A 19,591-nucleotide genomic window follows, 5' to 3' on the forward strand; every position below is an offset into this window, starting at 1 on the left:
CCTTGACTCGCTTTCGAATCAAACTCACTTTGACTATTTTGGGTTTAATCTCTCTCGTACTATTGGTGATGGGGATGTATTTTGCCAAAGTCCTTGAGAATTCCTACCTCCAATCACTGAATGAGCTATTGTCCCGCGAGTCGAAGCTCATCTCTCAGGCGGTCCGTTTCCCGAATGTCTTTGCCGATAAGGCGACGTTAGCAGACCGGGTCAAACAAGTAGCGCCAACGGATGAAGTACGGATCACCATTATCAACAAGGATGGTCAGGTGATGTACGACAACTCCTCCCACCCGGAAGAGATGGAAAACCACCATGACCGACCAGAGATGAAGGCAGCGTTGAAAGGAGAAACAGGGATTTCCCGTCGTTTTAGTGAGACGCTCGGCTATGACATGATGTACGTTGCAGTACCTGTTGAATTGAACAACGAAATATTCGGTGTTGTTCGTTCAGCGATGTCGATGAAAGATATTACCGATACGATCCACAAAATGTGGTACAGCTTACTCACAGGTTTATTGGTTACTTTGGTAGTCGGATCGATTGTTGTTTCTCGCATTTCCTTTTCCATTATTCGTCCGATCGAGGAGATCACCCGGGTAGCCCGCAACATTACACAGCGCCAATATGAGAGCCGTGTCAGAATCAAAGCAAAGGATGAGATCGGTCAGCTTGCAGGCGCGATCAACTTCATGGCATCGAGCCTGGAGCAGCAGATGTACGAAATCTCGGAGAATCAGCAGCGCCTGGCAGGGGTGCTGACCAATATGACGAGTGGCGTGATTTTCATTTCTGAACAACGCCGGATCATGCTGGTCAATCCAGCCGTTGAAAAGCTGCTGGGGACTGCTGGACATGAGATAGTAGGGAAGCTGCATATCGAGGCCGGCAAAAGCTTTGGGCTCAGCCAATACATCGACAGGTGCCTCGACAGAAGCGAGAAGTTCCGCCAAGAGGTACACATTTATTACCCGCAGGAACGCATTCTTGACGTGAATTTTGCTCCCTATATTAACTTCAAGGGGGAGTCGAGGGGTGTGGTCGTAGTACTGCATGACATCACCGACATTCGCCGCCTGGAGAAGATGCGAAGTGACTTCGTAGCAAACGTATCGCATGAGCTACGCACGCCGATTACCTCGATCAAGGGCTTCACGGAGACTTTGCTTGAAGGGGCTATGCAGGACGAGGAAACATGCCGCAATTTCTTGCAAATCATCTCGGATGAGAGCGAGCGGCTCTACCGGATGATCCGCGACATTTTGGACCTTTCCAAAATCGAGCAGAAGCGAATCCCGTTGCATCTGAGTCAGGTTCACTTGCAGGATCTAATCAGTTCGGCGGTTGCCATCATGCATGACCAGGCACAACGCAAGGAATTGACGATCACCCTCCCTTCACCAAAGCCAGATATTTGGCTGATGACGGATAAGGATTGCTTGCAGCAGATCATCTTGAATCTGTTGACGAATGCGATCGCCTATACGCCAGAAGGTGGAAAAATCAACGTCAAGACAGAGGCAGACAGCGAAAACATCACCATTCAAGTCATGGATACCGGGATCGGCATTCCGGAAAGGGACCTCACGCGTATCTTTGAGCGGTTTTATCGCGTAGACAAGGCGAGAAGCCGCGATTCAGGTGGAACAGGTTTGGGCCTCGCAATCGTGAAGCATCTCGTGGAAAATTTGCACGGACATATTAGTGTGGAGAGCAAGGAAGGAAGAGGGACAACCTTCACAGTTACACTTCCCCTTACCTAAAACAACAACTGCAAAAAACATTTACACAAACAAAATAGTAGCTTTACTTCTACAATACAATCGCCTTGTACCATTTGACATGTCAGACACTAGAAGGGGGAAGAGGGAAATGTCACGGCACGCTTTTGAAGAACAGCAGGATGTACTGCACCGCAAGCTCATGACGATGGGCACATTGGTGGAAGAAGCCATTCATAAATCCATTAAGAGTCTGGTTGAGCGGGATGCCCAACTGGCGGAACAGGTTATCGCAAGCGATCCTGTGATCAATGAGCTGGAGCAAGAAATACAGAGCGATTGCTTCCGTCTCATTGCGTTGCAGCAGCCAGTCGGAGGTGACTTGCGACGCTTGGGAACAATGTTGAAGCTGGTGACGGATTTGGAGCGAATGGGTGATCATGCCGTTTCCATTGCCAAGACGACCCGACGCTTGATGGCGGACCCGTACGTGAAACCCCTCATCGATATTCCGATGATGGCTGATCACGTCAAGGCTATGGTGCGTGATTGTTTAAATGCATATATTGCACGCAACAAAGAAGCGGCAGAAGAGATTGCCTCACGCGACGACATTGTGGATAAACTGTATTCCACGATTTTCCATGATCTGATTGAATTGATGACGAAAAACAGTCAGGCCATTTCGCAAGGAACGCATTTGCTCTTGGTCGCGCAATATTTGGAACGGATTGCCGATCATGTTACGAACATCTGTGAATGGATTATTTATATGTCTACTGGTAAAATGACGGATCTGAATAAATAATACCCGAATGACAAAAAGCCGCTGTGAGCTATGAAAAATAGCTAGCAGCGGCTTTTTCATAATATCGTAAAGGATAAACTTCTTCGGGTTTCTTCTCGATATTACGGAAAACATTCCGCTAAAACGCGGTCGCTCATCCTTGAGTAAACCACGATAGAGGTTTTCTTATGGTTGTAGACAGACGCCTATTCTCCCTTTTGTGCATACAATACATCGATTCAATGGCAGTTAGAAGAAGTACAGGAGGGAAAGGCAATGACCACAAAAGTGCGCCATATATATGCCGCAGGGAATACTGCGCGAGGATACAAGACGTTTTATGACTCCGTATTGGAAGGCTTGGAGCGTGTTTATATTTTGACAGGGACAGTGGAAGGAATTACGTCGCCACTGATCGAGTCGATTGGTAATCAAATGGCACGAAAAACAGACGAAGTGGAGTGGATTCATTCTCCTTTTGTGAATGGACAGTTTGATGGTGTTATTTTTCCCAAATATAAAGTGGCGATTATGGATGGTAGCTATCCCCGGATTTGGAGACCCGCTTCTCCGGGTGTAAAGGAAATTCAGGTCAATTTGCAGTCCATGGTCAACATTGATCAGCTAGTGGATTACAAAGACCAGATTGCCGGCTGGTACGAAGAGATTTTTAGGAAGAGTGAAGAGGCATATCAAGCTTTTGGCGAGGCCTTGCGGATCCACGATGAGTGGGAGGCTCCCTACATTGAGCACCTCAACAGAGAAGAAGCCAATTGCGTTACGGAAGAAGTAAAAGCTTTGTTCTTCGGAGAGGAGCAACTGGAAAAGAAAGCAAAGGTACGGCGCATGTATTTGGGGGCAGCGACGCCGCAGGGGCCTGTAGATCATATCATGAAGCTGACCGACCATTTGGAGAAGCGCTACTTTATCAAGGGCAGGCCAGGCTCTGGCAAGTCCACTATGTTGAAAAAGTTGGTGGAGGAAGCCAAAACACGCGGCTTTGACGTGGAAGTATACCACTGTGGACTAGACCCGCACAGCCTTGATATGGTCATTGTTCCTGAGAAGGGCCTCGCTATTTTTGACAGCACCGCACCTCATGAGTATTTTCCAAGTAAAGATACAGATGAGGTTATCGATATGTATGAAAGGGCAATTGAGCCTGGCACAGATGAGGTATATGAAGAGGAATTAATGGATGTCAAGGTAAGGTATAAGCAAAAAGTGAAAGAAGCAACAGCGAATCTTCTGGCTGCCAAGGAACTGCGCGACCAGTTGAATAATACTTATCAGGAAGCGGTGGACCAGCAGCGTCTCAAGGCAGTTACGCAAGCAATTGTCAGCAGGCTGACAAAGATGGGCTAATGTCATTCCGATCGTAGAATGAAACCCGTTCGACTGCTCATACTACAATAACGGAAGATGATCGTTGTTGGAGAATGGAGGTGAGCAGCCGGATGGGTTTTGCTATGACGTTGGCTCTGTTACTGTTAATTAATCCCCTCGACCCGACGAATTTTTTGCAGATAGAGATGGAGGGCAAGGCGGTAGCTATGCTCAACCGGGCTGATTATTCTCTTCCCTTTGATGGCGTTCCTTTGGTCGATGACAGCAAGCTTGCGCGAATGGTAGAAGAGCTGGCGAAAAAAGCGTACATTGCGCCGATCAATGCAACGATTAATAACGCCGGGGCCATCGTTCCGGAAGCCAAGGGAAGAAAGCTGGATGACCTGGCATTTCGCGGACGTTTTTACGATTATTTTTATGGTACGGGAGCCGCAAGCATGAATGTCAGCTACAAAGAGGTATTCCCGAAGGTAGACAAGGCTCTCATGAGTCAGGTGCGGAAAAAAAGGATCGGGCAATATGCGACCTATTTCAATGCAGGTAACCGGAATCGTGTACACAACATCAAGCTCGCCTCGCAGGCGATTAACAATTACGTGGTATTGCCAGGAGAAATTTTTTCTTTTAATAAGGTAGTGGGCCAGCGTACGAAAGAAAAAGGGTATTTGCAGGCGCCTATCATTGTCAGGGGAGAGTTGTCGGAAGGCATTGGGGGAGGAATCTGCCAAGTATCGTCTACGCTGTTCAATGCGGTAGACCAGGCAGGCTTGCACATTATGCAGCGTTATTCTCACAGTCGAAACGTAGCGTACGTACCTCCAGGGCGAGATGCAACCGTGAGCTGGTACGGCCCCGATTTTGTGTTTCAAAACAAATACGCCTATCCGGTTTTGATTCGTGCGATTGCGAACAACGGAAGCATGTACGTGACGGTTCACTCTTTTCCAGAAATGGAGCATGAGCCACGACATGTTCCAAGCGTACGCCGCTCGACGCCTGAAGAAGCTCCGGATTCTCCATCTATTTTAAATGAAAATGGACCGACAATTCCTTAGAGATGTGTCGGTTTTTTTGTGTCTTGGGTACGAGGCTGCGGTGGGGAGAAGAATATTTCCAGACTAGGCTCCAGGCTCCGTCCCGCTGAGGGTAGAGGCTGTCCGCTCCGAAGGGATTCGCGGGGAAACGCAAAAGTGGTAGCCGCTACGACGTATGGGCACGGTTGCGTTTCTGTTGCCCGCGAATCCCTTCTCTCGCTGGGGAGGACTCCACAAGTCGCTACGTCTGGAAATATTCTTCTCTGTCGTAACTGATTACATTCTTCCATCTTGTAAAAAATCGGATCAAATGGAAAGCTTTTAGAGGAAACAGGAGAAATAAGCGAAGATCTTAGGGACACCGCCCGAGGCGCAATGAAAAAAAGAGAAACAAGCTCTTAGCGTCCACCTCTGAGACACCCCCTGAATGGACCACTTTGGACGCGGGTTTCACTTTTTTTCATGGAGCCGGACAGTCAATCCCTCAGCAGGTGGACCTAGAATCTGAGCGTTTTCTCCTGTTTCCTCCCCACCACTACAGCCCGACCAACGCATGCTTTTAAAAGGTTGCCTAGTTAAAGTTTAACCTAAAGAAATAGTTGCCACGGATAAAAAAACATCGTATAGTTTTCATGTGATAAATTTCGTACACGAAATATTACTTAAGAAAGGAGTGCACTATGAATAAATCACTGCATATTCGGGACTTGTTAAAACGGTTGAACAAGACATTTGGCACGATGGCCACAAAAGAACTGTCCCAATATGGTGTGACTGTCCCGCAGCTAATGGTCATTCGAGAAATACATCCTGATCCCAAAACGATCGGTCAGATAAGCAAAGCCGTAGACTTATCCTACAGTACCGTTTCTGGCATCATAGATCGTTTGGAACGAGAACAACTCGTAGAACGTGTACGTGATGAGAATGACCGGCGTGTTGTCTGGATTCGTAAAACACCGAAGATTTCCGAGTTGTTCGCAAAGGTTGATTTTTTCTCAGAGAACTTTTACAAACGTATTTTCCATGGATTTTCCGATGAGGATTTAGACATCATTATTCAGTCGATGGAAACATTGATTGCGAAACTAGAAGAACGAGAAAGTTGAGGAGAAACCATGAAGCGAAAACTGGTTTTGTATGTCATTTTGCTCCTGTTCGTGGCAGGTGGTGGAGGAATCGGTTACTACTATTGGTATCAGAGTGCACATTATGTGACCACACAAGATGCCCGGATCGCGGGAGACATTTATCGCGTCATGCCGAAAATGACAGGCAAACTGACCGGACTCGCTGTCAAAGAAGGCGACACCGTTATAGCGGATCAAATCGTAGGGCAGCAAGATACAACCAATGTAGCAACGACAATGCTGGAAAACAGCGTGTTGCGTTCCCCCATTACAGGTACCGTGATTAAAACGCAAGCAAAAGAGGGAGAGATTGTTTCGACAGGGCAATCGGTAGCTCTCGTAATTGACGAAAGCAAATTGTACATCTCCGCCAATTTGGAAGAGACAGAGATCGAACGCTTGAAACTCGGCCAAAAAGTTGATTTTACGGTTGACGCTTACCCAGGTAAGAAATTAGGCGGTCATTTGATGGAGATCGGAAAGGCGACGAACTCTACATTTTCCTTGATGCCAGCGGCCAACACGAGTGGGAACTTCACCAAGGTAACCCAGCGTATCCCGATCAAAATCGCTATAGATGACACAGCAGGTCTGGACCTCGTTGCCGGATTGAACGCCGAGATCAAAGTGCACGTGAAGGAGATGTAATCAAGAATGAAAAAGACAGCACAATGGAAAACAATCGCTGCAGTCATGGCGGCCGTTTCGCTTATTGCGTCGGGCTGTAGTGAGACATCTTCTGCATCGCAAACGAGCGAGAACGTCCCTGTCGTAAAGACGTGGAAGGTGACCTCTGCTTCTACGGGCGTCATCGCCAGTGGTAAGGTGGCAGCATCTGAGGAGATCCAAGTCGTTTCTAAAGTATCTGGAAAAGCAGCGAGCGTGAATGTAAAAGAAGGTGCAGTCGTCAAGCAGGGCGATGTTCTGGTCACGCTGGAGGCAGCCGATTATCAGCAGCAAATCAATCAGGCACAGGCAGCCATTGCAGGCGCTCAAGCAAAGCTGAGAGATACGAAAGCAGGTGCACGCAATGAGCAGCTGACGCAGCTCGGAAGTATTGTCACGCAGGCAGAAGCCAGCCTGAAGGTGGTTGAGAGCAACTACAATCGGATGAAAGCCCTGTTTGATGCAGGCGCATTGTCCCAGGCTGAACTGGAGAAATCTTCGCTGGAATTGGAAAAGGCGCGCACAGGTCTTGAACAGGCGCAAGCCCAATACGATCTGGCAAAAGCAGGCCCAACTGCCGACACGGTAGCGGGTTTGCAAGCAGAAGTAAGCCGTTTGGGCTCCAGTCTCGAGCTGGCGAAAAGCAACTATGACAATACCATTATTCGTGCGCCAATCACAGGTATCGTTGCCAAGCGCTCGGTTGACCCGGGAGAAATGGCAGCAGCGGGGACACCTCTCATGGTGCTGGTGAATATGGCAGATGTCAAAGTAGAAGCAAGCGTACCGGAAAACCAAATTAACCAAGTGAAGGTCGGCTCTACCGTTGATGTGAAGGTAGGCAGTCTGGGTGGGAAAGTGCTGAAAGGTACTGTTGAGTTTGTCTCTCCGATTTCGGATACCAACAGCAGTTCGTTCCCAGTCAAAGTGAAGGTAAATAATCAGGACGGCTTGCTGCGCGCAGGTATGGTAGCAGAGGTCATGCTCCAAGGCCAGGCAACGCCAGGAACAAAATTACCGACGTCGGCCGTGCTGGAAAAAGACAGCAAGCATTACGTCTATACCGTAGACAACAACGTTGTACACCAGGTCGAAGTTGCAGTGGAGAACGCTAGCGGCGACTGGACAACTGTCACGAATGGCGTCAAAGACAATGATCAAATTGTGCTGAACCCGACAGACAAACTGTCCGAGGGCAGCAAGGTGATCGCAAACTAACGGGGGTGTTGACACATGGCGGAAGCGGTGGCGCACCGAGAGGAGAAAAGCGGGAACGGCGGCATGTGGCTGTCTCTTCTCGCAATCCTCTCAGGAACCTTCGTTGCGATTCTGAACAATAGCTTGATTAACGTTGCCCTGCCTGCCATGGTCAATATTTTTGGTTCATCTACCGAGACCATGCAGTGGGTATTGACCGGATATATGCTGGCAAACGCCGTCATGATTCCCATGAGCGGCTCGTTGTCCGCTAAATTCGGAGCGAAAAAAATATTTGTACTTTCCTTATCTGCATTTACTTTTTCATCCATCCTTTGTGCCTTGGCGTGGAGTGACTCTTCGCTAATTGCTTTTCGCGTCGTGCAAGGTGTCAGCGGGGGGATGATCATGCCAATCGGGATGTCGATGATTTACATGATCGTTCCGCGTGAAAAGATCGGGATGGCTTTGGGGATATTCGGGATTGCTTCCATGACAGCCCCTGCGCTAGGCCCGACATTGGGTGGGTACCTCATCGAATTTTTAAGCTGGCAATTTCTTTTTCTGGTCGGTGTACCCTTTGGTATTTTTGCGGTAATCATGAGTATCGTTCTGCTCAAGGAAACGCCGAAAAAGCCAGAGTTGAAGTTCGATTTTTTGGGCGCATTTCTTGCCATTGTCGGTTTCGGGACACTGTTGCTCGCTTTAAGTAAAGGGCAAGCAGAGGGCTGGACCTCCTTTTTCATCGTCGGTTTGTTTTTCATTGCGGTAATGAGCTTGATCCTGTTCGTCTGGGTCGAGCTGGGGAAGGAAAGTCCGCTGCTCGATTTGCGGCTTTTGAAGATCCCTACCTTCACCATCAGCATTTTGACTTCCGGCTTCGTCATGATGGGGATGATGGGCGGTATCTTCCTGATGCCGATTTTCCTCCAAAACATTCAGGGTTTGACGGCTATGGAGTCAGGAATCCTGCTGATGCCGCAATCGATTGCTATGGCGATCATGATGCCAATCAGCGGAAAGCTGATGGATAAATACGGGATCGGACCGATTGGATTGGTCGGCTTGACTATCATGAGCGTCACGACGTATGAACTGCACAATCTATCTGCTGACAGCATGCATTCGTGGATTGATATGATCTTGACCATTCGCGGGATCGGAATCGGATTGTGCATGATGACGCTGTCCACCGTAGGGATGAACGCCGTTCCTCGTACAAGTGTGGGGGATGCCTCTCCGCTGTCTAACGTATTGCGTCAGGTCATGAGTTCGTTTGCCATTGCGATTTTGACAGTGATCATGCAGGCGCGTCAAAATTTCCACATGGCTTCCATCTCTGACAACTTGAATACGGATATGGCGACGCAGTTTATCAGTGGCATTTCAGGAATGTATGCACAAGTAGGGGTAGATACGGCGAGTGCGACAGGGGGAGCCAGCACGATTTTGTACGGAATGATGGCAAAAGAATCGTTGGTCCAAGGAATCGGGGATACTTTCCTCGTCTCCGTTATCCCGATTGTCCTCTCGATTCCACTTCTGTACTTCCTGCATAAAAAGCCGAAAAAAACACAGCAACAGGTGCCAGCAACCGAGAAGGCAACAGCCTAATAGCAAGGGGCAATTCCGCAAGTCTTATCGAAGACTTCATAGGAATTGCCCCTTTTGCCTGTTAGGACATCATTTTAAATAACCAGTACAAAATCCGTCCGACGATGTAGCCCAGCAGAATTGTCCAGCCAATCTTCGCCCAAATACTCAGTCCCTTGACGAATTCACGCAAGCTTTTTCGGTTCTCCGGTTGCTTGTTCATTGGAGGACACTCCTTTAGCAGGTTGGTTAAAACGAATGAACACATAAATGCCGGCGATAATGATCAAGCCGCCGATCCATTGCGGAGGCGTTACCACTTCACCCAAGATGAAGTAAGCGAGTATGGCAGTCCCGATTGGTTCTCCCAAAATCCCCATGGAGATCGTCGTCGTATTGAGCCATTTAATAATCCAGTTAAAAATAGAATGCCCAAGCAGGGTAGGGAACAGGGCGAGACAGAAGAACCAGCCCCAATCCGCCGCAGGGTAACCGATGAGCGAATACCCGAGAGCCAGATCATAGGCGACCAGAATCACGCTGGTGGCCGTGTAGACAACGAGTGTGTAGGCAAAGGAGGACATATGCTGGCGAACGTACTGCCCGACCAGCCAGTAACCCGTCACAGTGACAGCTCCCATCAATGCGAGGAAATCACCCCACAGAGCCATACCACCTACTTGAAAATCCCCCCAGCCAATCACAAAGCTTCCTGCAATCGCCAGCAAGCCGCCGGATAGAGCTAGAAATCGAACCTTTTCACCAAAAAAGAGATAACCGCCGATGAAGGCAAATAATGGCTGCAACGTAACGAGCACTGTAGAACTGGCTACAGATGTGTAATTCAGCGATTCAAACCACAACAGAAAGTGGCTTGCCAAAAAGGCGCCAGATAAAATACAGAGTAGCCACGCTTTTTTGGACATTTTTCCAATCTCTGCGATGGCACCACGATTCCAGAATAAAAAAGGAAGCGTTAAGAGAACGGAAAAAACCAGGCGATACGTAGCGATAATCGGAGCAGGTGCATCCGACAGCTTTACAAAGATCGCAGAAGAGGAAATGGCGATCACCCCGATTAAGAGAGCCAAATACGGGGGGAATAACGGTTTTTCCAAAGATTGATTCATCAGTACACCTTCTTATGCGGGTAAGGTCATGGTTCATTATTGTAATTGTACAGTTGGATTAAAAAATTCACAATGTTATGTGTACCTTGCCGCTTGAAAGGTTTCTTTTCAATCCGGTTATCCTACTGGCATGAGAAACTTACAGGCTATTTTCCGTATAACTGCTTTCATGCTTATCCTCATCTGTATCCCGACGCGAAGCGAGGCATTGCCGCTCACCCCCTTTCATATTTTGATTGATGTTGGACATGGAGGTGTAGATTCGGGAACTTCTTTTGGGGATTTGTACGAAAAGGACATCAATCTGCAAATTGCCAAACGACTCTACCAACAACTCACAGCTGCGGGTTACACCGTGGCTTTGAACCGCCACAAGGATGTTGCCCTGAGTGATGACAATCGTTGGTTGGACAACCGATCCCGCCATATTCGTGACCTGGCTCAGCGCAAGAACTTGGCAAAAGAAATTGGTCCGCAGATGATGCTCAGCTTGCATGTAAACTGGTCACCCAGTCCCAAGCGCAGGGGAGCGATTATTTTGCATCAAAACACAGAAGAAAGCTACCTGTTGGCAGGACTACTGCAAAACTCGCTGAACAAGCTCACAGGGTCCAACGAAAAGCCAGTCAAGGGCAAGACGTACTACATGCTCCGTCATAACTACTGTCCGTCTGTCATTGTGGAGATGGGGTTTATCAGCAACGCGCAGGATCGCGAAATGTTAACGAATCCCAAAGCACAAGAAAAAATCGCTCAGGCCATTACAGAGGCCGTGAGCGAATATGTAAAGCTGTCGGGAAATCTGAAAACGGAGGCTAGTGTGCAGGAGAGCTGGTGGAGAAAATTAATGAGCAGTTTGCTGGATAAGCTTTGAAATGGTTACAAATTCGGCCTCCTTCTGAATTCGCGGGATGTACTGGCGCAGAAGGGAGGCTGTTTTCTTGCCAGGAGGTCCAACATGACCAATTGCGATACATATGGGATGGTTGTGGATTTTTTTGCAGACGAGCTCCATTTGCTTTGTAATATGCGGGACAGAGTATACATCATCCAGAAAAATTTGATTCACTGCATGGGGGACGCCCATTTCAGCTGCGACTTTCCCCGCCACGCTTTTATCGGTAGTCTTGCTATCCAGGTAGATAAGACCGCGTTCTTTGACGACCTTCATGATGATGCGCATGATTCGCTCGTCAGCCGTTATTTTTGAGCCCATATGGTTGTTCATGCCAATCGCATGTGGCACATTGTCAATCGCTTTCTCCACACGACTGCGAATCTCATCGTCGGACAGATCAGCCGTAATGGCTCCAGGACCGAGCCAGGAGCGCTTTCCTTTCATGGGCTCCATCGGCATGTGAACGAGTACATCGTGTCCTTTTTGATGGGCGAGCTCGGCATCCTGTTTCGTGCTGGGCAGAAACGGCATGACGGCAACAGTAAGAGGGACTGGCATCGATAATATTTCCTCCGTCCCTTGCATGTTGTTCCCGAAATCATCGATCACAAATGCCATCAGCTTTTTGACAGCGGGTGCGGGGGCTGGATTGGGGGTAGCTGTCACTGGAATCGCCCCAAGGGAAAGAAAAAGCGTGAGCAAGATCGGAATCAATTTCCTCCCATACATAAGATCACCTTCCTTGTTCATTTTTTTCATAGTCTGTTCAATCATCTTGTGCTTTACCCGCCATATCTGCGGCTTGGCTTTGATGTTTGCCCTATGTTACGATTAAAGATAGTAGTTTTGTAACGAGAGGGGTCGAATTCCTTGAGTCATTTTGTGTTGATTGATGGAAACAGTGTTGCGAACCGGGCGTTTTATGCGCTCCCTTTATTGTCCACATCGGCAGGACTGCATACGAACGCAGTGCTGGGCTTTACGACTATGCTGTTAAAAGTGTTGGAGGAAATGAAGCCGACGCATATCATGGTTGCTTTTGACGCGGGAAAAGTCGTGTTTCGCCATAGCGAGTATGCAGAGTACAAAGGGGGACGCAGCAAAACTCCGCCGGAGCTGTCTGAACAGTTTCCACTGATTCGGGAGCTGTTGGATGCCTTCTCAATCAAACGCTTCGAGCTGGAAGGCTACGAGGCGGATGACATTATCGGTACGTTGACGAAGCAGGCAGATGAGCAAGCCTGGAAAACGACTGTCATCACCGGAGACAAAGATATGCTGCAACTCGTGTCCGAGCATGTATCCGTCGCTTTGACGCGCAAGGGAGTCAGCGAAATCGAGCTGTACACTCCGCAAGAAATTCATGAAAAGTACGGCCTTAAGCCGCTGCAAATAATTGATTTGAAAGGCTTGATGGGCGATTCGTCCGACAACATTCCAGGTGTCCCTGGTGTCGGGGAAAAAACAGCTCTGAAGCTGCTGCACGAATACGGCTCTGTCGAGCAAGTTCTGGAAAACATCGATAAAGTCTCTGGCAAAAAGCTGCAAGAGAACCTGCGTGAGAATGTAGATAAGGCGAACATGAGTAAAGCTTTGGCAACCATTTTGCGGGAAGCGCCTGTGGAGCTGGATGTGCAAGAGACTGGCTTTGAAGGCTATGATGGGGTACCTGTCAGCGAGTTCTTTAAAAAGATGGAGTTCAAATCGCTCTTGTCCAAGATCAAAGTAGCACAACCAGCCGACGGAAGCGGACATCCAGACGCCAAGCCATTTTCGTTTGAAGTGATTTCAGAGGAAAACAAAGCGGCGTACGAGTCCAAACTGACTTCGCCAATGGCTCTTTACATTGAAATGGACGGGGAAAACTATCATCATGCGCCTTTCCTCGGGATTGGACTGGCTGCGGAAGATACGGTGATGTTCGTTCCTTGGGACGTAGCCAAGGAATGGAAGGTGCTCTGTGAGTGGTTGGCTGATCTGGCGAAGGAGAAGTGGGTATTTGACGGCAAGCGGGACACGGTTGGACTCGCTTGGCATGATTTCGCGATAAAAGGCATCAGCTTTGACGTGTACCTCGCCTCTTACCTGCTGAATGCGGCTGAAAGCAACCCGACGTTGGATAGCATTGCGGCTCAATACGCACAGACACGGGTATTGTCAGATGAAGAGGTGTACGGCAAGGGGGCCAAGCGTCTTGTTCCTGAAATGGACGTGCTGAGCGAGCATGTGGCGCATAAAGCGGCAGCCATCTGGCAGAGCGTGCCTGTATTGCGCGAGCAACTGGCGGAAAACGAAATGGAAAAGCTGCTCGGCGAATTGGAAGCTCCGCTGAGTATGGTATTGGCTCTCATGGAAAAGCAAGGCGTGAAGGTAAACAGTGAGCGCCTCGTGCAAATGGGGGAAGACTTGGATAAAAAGCTCGCGGGTCTGACAGATCAGATTTACGAGTTGGCGGGTGGGGCATTCAACATCAACTCGCCGAAGCAATTGGGCGAAATTTTGTTTGACCGCTTGTCTCTGCCTGTATTGAAAAAGACCAAAACAGGCCCTTCTACCAGTGCGGATGTATTGGAGAAGCTCGCCCCTTATCACCCGATCATCGATGCGATCCTGACCTTCCGTCAGCTCGGCAAGCTCCGTTCGACGTATATTGAGGGCTTGACCAAGGAAATCCATACGAAGACGAGCAAGGTGCATACGCTTTACAACCAAGCGACCACGGCGACAGGGCGCCTGTCCAGTACGGACCCGAATCTGCAAAATATCCCGATCCGTATGGAGGAAGGACGCAAGATTCGCGAGGCGTTTATCCCGTCAGAGGACGGCTGGTACATGCTGGCGGCCGACTATTCCCAGATTGAGCTGCGGATTTTGGCCCATATTTCGCAAGACGAAAACTTGATTGACGCCTTCCAAAAAGGAATGGATATTCATACCCGCACCGCCATGGACGTATTTGGTGTGAGTGAGGAAGAAGTAACCTCGCTGATGCGCCGTCAGGCCAAAGCGGTCAACTTCGGGATCGTATACGGCATCAGCGACTACGGTCTGTCGCAAAATCTCAATATTACCCGTAAAGAAGCCGGGGACTTCATTGAGCGCTACTTTGATGTCTTCTCCGGCGTGAAGCGCTGGATGGACGAGATTGTTCAACAGGCGAAAGCGGATGGCTATGTGACGACCTTGTTGAATCGCCGCCGCTACCTGCCTGATATTCGCAGCAGCAACTTTAACCTGCGTTCGTTTGCCGAGCGTACTGCGATGAACACACCGATCCAGGGTACTGCTGCCGATGTGATCAAGCTGGCGATGATTCGCATGCAGGAGGCAATCGAAGAGAAAGGTCTCGCGAGCCGCATGCTTTTGCAGGTGCACGATGAGCTTGTATTTGAAGTGCCGGAAAATGAGCTGGAGGTCATGCGCAAGCTGGTGCCAGAAGTGATGGAGAGTGCGTTGTCCCTCAACGTCCCGCTCAAGGTGGACGTCAGTGATGGACGTACCTGGTACGATGCGAAGTAGGCATGCCTAGAACATAAAGATAGATAGACAGCGAGAGGAGGAGGGCATATGCCAGAATTGCCGGAGGTAGAAACCGTCGTACGGACTCTGCGTGGCTTGGTTATGGGAAAAACGATTGAGAGAGTAAGTGTTCATTTGGCGCGTATTGTGCGTCAGCCAGATGACGTGGAAGCTTTCAAATCTCTCTTGGTGGGACAAACCATCCAGGATATCCAACGGCGGGCAAAATTCATTCAGTTTTTCTTAAATGAGGACGTGCTCGTGTCCCATTTGCGAATGGAAGGGCGCTATGGCGTGTATCAGGCAGATGATCCCGTTGAGAAGCATACCCATGTCGTCTTCCATTTTACGGACGGAACGGAGCTGCGTTATCGGGATGTTCGCCAGTTCGGGACGATGGATCTTTTCCCTAAGGGGAAGGAAACAACCGTCGGACCTTTGGCAAAACTGGGGGTAGAACCGCTAGATAAAAGTTTTACTCCTGAAGTTTTGGGGAAATTGTTAAAAGGACGGTCAACAAAAATTAAGCCGCTTCTCCTAAACCAGGAATGTATTGTAGGGCTGGGGAATATTTATGTGGACGAGTCACTCTTTAAAGCAGGCATTCATCCGGAGAAACCAGCAGGAAAGCTGACAGATAAAGATGTTAACCGACTGCACGAAAGCATCGTCTCCACTTTGCAAGAAGCGGTAGAACAAGGTGGTAGCTCCATCAAGTCATATGTGAACGGACAGGGCGAGATGGGAATGTTCCAGCAATCTCTATTAGTTTATGGACGAAAAGATGAGGCTTGTACAAGGTGCGGGGCCGAAATCATTCGGTTTGTAGTCGGCGGCAGAGGGACGCATATTTGCCCTGATTGTCAAAAGCTATAACAGTTCGACCAAGGGAGGAGGATGGGCATGATACTAGGGTTAACAGGCGGAATTGCCACTGGGAAAAGCACGGTGACAGGTATGCTTCGTGAGCGTGGGATTCCTGTCATTGACGCTGACCAAATCGCCAGAGAGGTCGTAGAACCAGGTAAATTAGCCTATGAAGCGATCGTGCGCCATTTTGGACGAGAAATCCTATTGGAAGATGGTCAAATTGATCGGAAAAAACTAGGTGAGATCGTGTTTTCGGACGAGTCCGAGCGTCAAAAGCTGAACGCCATTGTCCATCCCGAAGTACGCCGGGTCATGCGGGAAGAGGCCGAATCAGCGGAAGCGAATGGAGCCGAGATCGTCTTTATGGACATTCCTCTACTGTATGAGAGCAAGCTTACACATATGGTAGAAAAAATCGTGGTCGTCTATGCGCCCTACGAGATGCAATTGGCGAGAATGCTGGAGCGCGACGAATTGGAAGAAGAACAAGCACGAAAAAGACTGCGGGCGCAGTTTCCCATTGATCAGAAGAAGCAGGGCGCAGACTTTTTGATCGATAATTCTGGTTCGCGTGAAGAAACCGAGCGTCAAGTGGAGGCGGTATTGGCCGCGATTCGATCGGAGCGTCAATCATGAGTTTTGGCAAACGTGCAGCATTGATCGTGCTCGTTTTGGCGAGTGTATTTTTGCTGCTAAACACGCCATTGGTGTGGAAATGGATGTACCCGATCAAATATGAGCAACAGATTGTGACGGCTGCACTGAAATATAAGGTGGACCCTCATTTGGTACTGGCCGTCATTCGTTCCGAGAGTGGGTTTGCGACAGATCGCGTTTCGAAAAAAGGTGCGATCGGGCTCATGCAAATCATGCCGGAAACAGCGCAATGGATCGTCAGGGAGGCAGACTTCCGTCCAAAGGACAATCAATACTTGTACGACCCTGTCATGAACATCGAGATTGGGACATGGTATCTCGAATTTTTGCTGTCCCGCTATGATGGCGATATCGTCAAAGTCATTGCCGCCTACAACGCCGGTCCGGGAAAAGTAAACGGATGGCTCGCGAGTGAGCAATGGAACGGAACTCGAGAGACGATTGAGGACATTCCATATGGGGAGACTCGTCAATATGTTCAACGAGTGCTCTATTACCATGATCGATACAAAAATATATACGACTTTCAATTACGTTAAAAATCAATGAAAAGCCGCTTCTCGTACGGATTAGAGAGCGGCTTTTCCTCTTTTTTTGGGTAGGGTAAATCGTCCAAATATTTATTTTTCAGTAAAACACATTGATAATTGTGTCATACTTATTATAATAAAAGTATCAGATAAGCGTAACTCAATTCGAAAGGGGTTTCTATATATGACAATTAAAATCGGTATTAATGGTTTCGGACGTATTGGCCGCATGGTATTCCGCCGCGCTATCCAGGACCCCAACATTGAAATCGTTGCAATCAACGCTAGCTATCCAGCGGAGACGCTTGCACATTTGTTGAAATATGATACGATCCACGGACGCCTGCAAAATAAAGTGGAAGTCCAAGACAACAAGATTATCGTAGATGGAAAAGCAACAGTTGTACTGTCTGACCGTGATCCGCTGAAGCTGCCTTGGGGTGACCTCGGAGTAGAGATCGTTGTTGAAGCTACAGGCAAGTTCAACAATCGTGAAGGCGCTGGCAAGCACCTGCAAAGCGGTGCGAAAAAAGTTGTGATTACAGCACCAGCGAAAGAAGAAGACGTGACGATCGTGATGGGTGTAAACGAAGGCACCTACGACCATGCCAATCACCACATTATCTCCAATGCTTCCTGCACAACCAACTGTCTCGCACCTGTGGCAAAAGTGCTCAACGATGCATTCGGTATCGAACAAGGTCTCATGACTACCATTCACTCGTTTACAAACGATCAGGTGAATCTCGACAATCCGCATAAAGACCTGCGTCGTGCACGTGCAGCTAGCGAGTCCATCATTCCAACGACGACAGGAGCTGCTCGTGCAGTAGGAATCGTTCTACCAGAATTGAATGGCAAGCTGAACGGTTTTTCCTTGCGCGTACCGACTCCAAACGTTTCTGTAGTAGACTTGGTGGTCAATACGAAGAAGCCAGTTACATTGGACGAAGTAAACCGCGTCCTGCGTGAAGCAAGCGAAAGCAGCATGAAAGGCTACCTCGAGTTCTGCGACGAGCCGCTCGTATCCAGCGATTTCAATGGCAACGATCACTCCTCGATCATAGACGGTCTGTCTACGATGGTAATGGGAGACAATCAGGTGAAAGTGATTGCTTGGTACGATAACGAGTGGGGCTACTCCTGCCGTGTCGTAGACCTGGTTCGCCACGTATCCGAGCAGCACAATCAAGCTGCAACAAAAGAAGCTGCTGCTGTTGGTGTAAAATAAATAGCATAAACAAAACCCCTTTGCCGATTTTCGAGCAAAGGGGTTTTTCGTTGCTTCGTATTTACGATGAGGTAGGAGAATCTTCTAATGAGTTCACGTTAAATAGATCATCATCTTCAAAGCCGACAATAAACAGTCGGATGTTCGCCTTGAGATCAAGGTCATAAGGGCTAGGGACGTCGTTTCCTCGACCGTCTTTTATCACACGTACAGTAGGGCGATGTGAATAATCCGGATCAACCCGACTCACTACCCCGATTTCTCCGGTATTCAAAACGACGCTGCTACCAATCGGGAAGATAGCAATATGCTTGATAAAGGCATTTACGAGATGGTGCTCGAACAGCGTACCACCAGATCCAAACAGGTATTCCACAGCATCCTGTGGCATGTACCGTTTGCGCCATGGACGTGGGGAAGTCAAAGAGTCATAAATATCACAGAGACCAACGATTTGCGCGAATTCGTGAATTTGCTTGCCGGATAATCCCTGTGGATAGCCACTTCCATTTAGCCGTTCATGGTGCTGCAAGCAGACGTGGGCTGACAAAAGCGAGATGTCATGCTGCTTTCGCAACAAATTAAAGCCCAGCATCGTGTGTTGTTTGGCGATTTCCTTCTCTTCGTCTGTCCAACGCTCTGTTTTTTGCAACAGCTCTTCAGGCAGGCTTACTTTGCCGATATCGTGCAGCATGGCTCCTATCCCCAGGTTTATGAGCTGTGTTCGATTGTAGCCCAGAGACATGCCTACAGCAGTCGCCAGCACGGCCACATTCACGGAGTGATGGTATAAGGATGGTGAATGAGAAGAGATCGTCGTCAAATGTCCAACCATCTGCTTGTTTTGCATCAGGTCGTCCAAAATTGAGCTAAAGGCACGCTGAAAATGAAGGCCCATTTCTTTTAAGGAAATTTTCCGGGCCAGCTTGTTTGAGTTTGTAATTTGCTTGATCGTCTTCTCGATGGCTTCCACAGCTATTTGTCTGGTTTGTGGGCGAATGACTTCTTCCACAACGATGTCATTGGTACGGGGATCATCGATATACACCGAATCAACACCAGCTCGCTCTAATCCGGAAATGAGTCGTTCCGTTAATTGCATACCGGTTCCAAGCAGCACCTTTCCATCTTCAGTGAAGACTGTACGTCCCAGTTTCATTCCAGGCTGTAGGTGTTTTAAAGATACTAAACGCATGACTATCCCTCCAACAGTACCATAATTGTACTCCATTCGACTTATGCTTTAAATAGGTACAAGGATTGACTTGACTTCTGACA

General features: G+C 48.6%; 18 protein-coding genes. 14 read left to right on the plus strand and 4 right to left on the minus strand.

All coding sequences use genetic code 11. The features are described from left to right. Nucleotides 1-2 precede the first annotated feature (2 nt). From pnpS to FO446_RS07315, 8 genes are all read left to right on the plus strand, one after another. The gene (pnpS, locus tag FO446_RS07280) at nt 3-1,766 is read left to right on the plus strand and encodes a two-component system histidine kinase PnpS (protein WP_173608864.1); all 1,764 of its coding nucleotides are present in this window, start codon (nt 3-5) and stop codon (nt 1,764-1,766) included. A gap of 109 nt (nt 1,767-1,875) precedes the next feature. Continuing rightward, entirely contained in the window at nt 1,876-2,532 is a 657-nt protein-coding gene (gene phoU, locus FO446_RS07285; RefSeq protein ID WP_016738714.1) for a phosphate signaling complex protein PhoU, read from the plus strand. Between the two features lie 255 nt (nt 2,533-2,787). Continuing rightward, complete coding sequence (locus tag FO446_RS07290; RefSeq protein ID WP_173608863.1) at nt 2,788-3,876, plus strand: PRK06851 family protein; 1,089 nt, start codon at nt 2,788-2,790, stop codon at nt 3,874-3,876. A 92-nt stretch (nt 3,877-3,968) separates the two neighbouring features. Beyond that, nucleotides 3,969-4,913, plus strand: coding sequence for a VanW family protein (locus tag FO446_RS07295; RefSeq protein ID WP_237900239.1), 945 nt, complete (start codon nt 3,969-3,971; stop codon nt 4,911-4,913). Between the two features lie 659 nt (nt 4,914-5,572). Further along, on the plus strand, nt 5,573-6,001 hold the full coding sequence (locus FO446_RS07300) for a MarR family winged helix-turn-helix transcriptional regulator (RefSeq protein WP_012685124.1): 429 nt from the start codon (nt 5,573-5,575) through the stop codon (nt 5,999-6,001). Nucleotides 6,002-6,010: 9 nt separating this feature from the next. Beyond that, the gene (locus tag FO446_RS07305) at nt 6,011-6,670 is read left to right on the plus strand and encodes an HlyD family secretion protein (protein WP_173608861.1); all 660 of its coding nucleotides are present in this window, start codon (nt 6,011-6,013) and stop codon (nt 6,668-6,670) included. A 6-nt stretch (nt 6,671-6,676) separates the two neighbouring features. Continuing rightward, nucleotides 6,677-7,906 carry an efflux RND transporter periplasmic adaptor subunit gene (locus FO446_RS07310; RefSeq protein ID WP_173608860.1) on the plus strand — a complete coding sequence of 410 codons (1,230 nt, stop codon included), beginning with the start codon at nt 6,677-6,679 and terminating at the stop codon, nt 7,904-7,906. A gap of 15 nt (nt 7,907-7,921) precedes the next feature. Beyond that, nucleotides 7,922-9,499, plus strand: a complete 1,578-nt coding sequence (locus FO446_RS07315) for a DHA2 family efflux MFS transporter permease subunit (protein ID WP_173608859.1) — start codon at nt 7,922-7,924, stop codon at nt 9,497-9,499. A 61-nt stretch (nt 9,500-9,560) separates the two neighbouring features. Here FO446_RS07315 and FO446_RS07320 read toward each other — a convergent pair whose 3' ends face one another. Next, on the minus strand, nt 9,561-9,701 hold the full coding sequence (locus FO446_RS07320; RefSeq protein ID WP_157696726.1) for a hypothetical protein: 141 nt from the start codon (nt 9,699-9,701) through the stop codon (nt 9,561-9,563). Then, nucleotides 9,664-10,608, minus strand: coding sequence for a DMT family transporter (locus FO446_RS07325; protein WP_173608858.1), 945 nt, complete (start codon nt 10,606-10,608; stop codon nt 9,664-9,666). The genes FO446_RS07320 and FO446_RS07325 overlap by 38 nt, the downstream gene beginning before the upstream one ends. Before the next feature lie 130 nt (nt 10,609-10,738). On the opposite strand from FO446_RS07325, the gene FO446_RS07330 reads away from it, so the two are divergent. Beyond that, complete coding sequence (locus FO446_RS07330) at nt 10,739-11,482, plus strand: N-acetylmuramoyl-L-alanine amidase family protein (protein WP_173608857.1); 744 nt, start codon at nt 10,739-10,741, stop codon at nt 11,480-11,482. Here FO446_RS07330 and FO446_RS07335 read toward each other — a convergent pair. Further along, nucleotides 11,453-12,235, minus strand: coding sequence for a divergent polysaccharide deacetylase family protein (locus tag FO446_RS07335; protein WP_229087980.1), 783 nt, complete (start codon nt 12,233-12,235; stop codon nt 11,453-11,455). The two genes, FO446_RS07330 and FO446_RS07335, sit on opposite strands and share 30 nt — an antisense overlap. A gap of 141 nt (nt 12,236-12,376) precedes the next feature. On the opposite strand from FO446_RS07335, the gene polA reads away from it, so the two are divergent. The 5 genes from polA to FO446_RS07360 all read left to right on the plus strand — a co-directional run bounded on the left by polA (nt 12,377) and on the right by FO446_RS07360 (nt 18,313). Beyond that, nucleotides 12,377-15,025, plus strand: coding sequence for a DNA polymerase I (gene polA / locus FO446_RS07340; protein ID WP_173608856.1), 2,649 nt, complete (start codon nt 12,377-12,379; stop codon nt 15,023-15,025). 48 nt (nt 15,026-15,073) lie between these two features. Beyond that, a complete protein-coding gene (gene mutM / locus FO446_RS07345; RefSeq protein ID WP_173608855.1) occupies nt 15,074-15,901 on the plus strand; it encodes a DNA-formamidopyrimidine glycosylase in 828 nt (275 codons plus the stop codon). Nucleotides 15,902-15,922: 21 nt separating this feature from the next. Next, nucleotides 15,923-16,531 carry a dephospho-CoA kinase gene (gene coaE / locus FO446_RS07350; RefSeq protein ID WP_012685133.1) on the plus strand — a complete coding sequence of 203 codons (609 nt, stop codon included), beginning with the start codon at nt 15,923-15,925 and terminating at the stop codon, nt 16,529-16,531. Continuing rightward, entirely contained in the window at nt 16,528-17,091 is a 564-nt protein-coding gene (locus FO446_RS07355; RefSeq protein WP_173608854.1) for a lytic transglycosylase domain-containing protein, read from the plus strand. Before coaE ends, FO446_RS07355 begins: the two co-directional genes overlap by 4 nt. Nucleotides 17,092-17,266: 175 nt before the next feature. Then, a complete protein-coding gene (locus tag FO446_RS07360) occupies nt 17,267-18,313 on the plus strand; it encodes a glyceraldehyde-3-phosphate dehydrogenase (protein WP_221867567.1) in 1,047 nt (348 codons plus the stop codon). A gap of 61 nt (nt 18,314-18,374) precedes the next feature. On the opposite strand, the gene FO446_RS07365 is transcribed toward FO446_RS07360, so the two are convergent. Then, the gene (locus FO446_RS07365) at nt 18,375-19,508 is read right to left on the minus strand and encodes an HD-GYP domain-containing protein (protein ID WP_173608853.1); all 1,134 of its coding nucleotides are present in this window, start codon (nt 19,506-19,508) and stop codon (nt 18,375-18,377) included. Nucleotides 19,509-19,591 lie beyond the last annotated feature (83 nt).

Origin of the sequence: Brevibacillus brevis (assembly GCF_022026395.1) — a bacterium.
Classification (GTDB): domain Bacteria; phylum Bacillota; class Bacilli; order Brevibacillales; family Brevibacillaceae; genus Brevibacillus.